Origin of the sequence: Photobacterium alginatilyticum (genome assembly GCF_009910675.1) — a bacterium.
Lineage (GTDB): Bacteria > Pseudomonadota > Gammaproteobacteria > Enterobacterales > Vibrionaceae > Photobacterium > Photobacterium alginatilyticum.
In genome coordinates this window covers 1-464 of sequence record NZ_RSEJ01000257.1, presented here as the reverse complement: position 1 = coordinate 464, position 464 = coordinate 1, and the positions used below count along the sequence as shown (strand labels likewise).

1 rRNA gene is annotated in these 464 nt (G+C 53.4%); it reads right to left on the bottom strand.

What is annotated here, in order from left to right:
* Positions 1-464: ribosomal RNA gene (locus EIZ48_RS28725) — 23S ribosomal RNA — on the bottom strand; the annotation flags it as partial.

The following is a 464-nucleotide window of genomic DNA, read 5'->3' as shown; positions in this document are numbered from 1 at the left end:
AGCAAGTCTCGTCACCGCCGGCAGCGTACCTTCTCCCGAAGTTACGGTACCATTTTGCCTAGTTCCTTCACCCGAGTTCTCTCAAGCGCCTTGGTATTCTCTACCTGATCACCTGTGTCGGTTTGGGGTACGATTCCTTATAACCTGAAGCTTAGAGGCTTTTCCCGGAAGCATGGCATCAATGACTTCACTGCCGTAGCAGCTCGACATCGGGTCTCAGCCTAATGTATTCCCGGATTTGCCTAAGAATACAGCCTACACCCTTGAACCAGGACAACCGTCGCCTGGCCCACCTAGCCTTCTCCGTCCCCCCATCGCAGTTATAAGCAGTACGGGAATATTAACCCGTTTCCCATCGACTACGCCTTTCGGCCTCGCCTTAGGGGTCGACTTACCCTGCCCCGATTAACGTTGGACAGGAACCCTTGATCTTCCGGCGAGGGAGTTTTTCACTCCCTTTATCG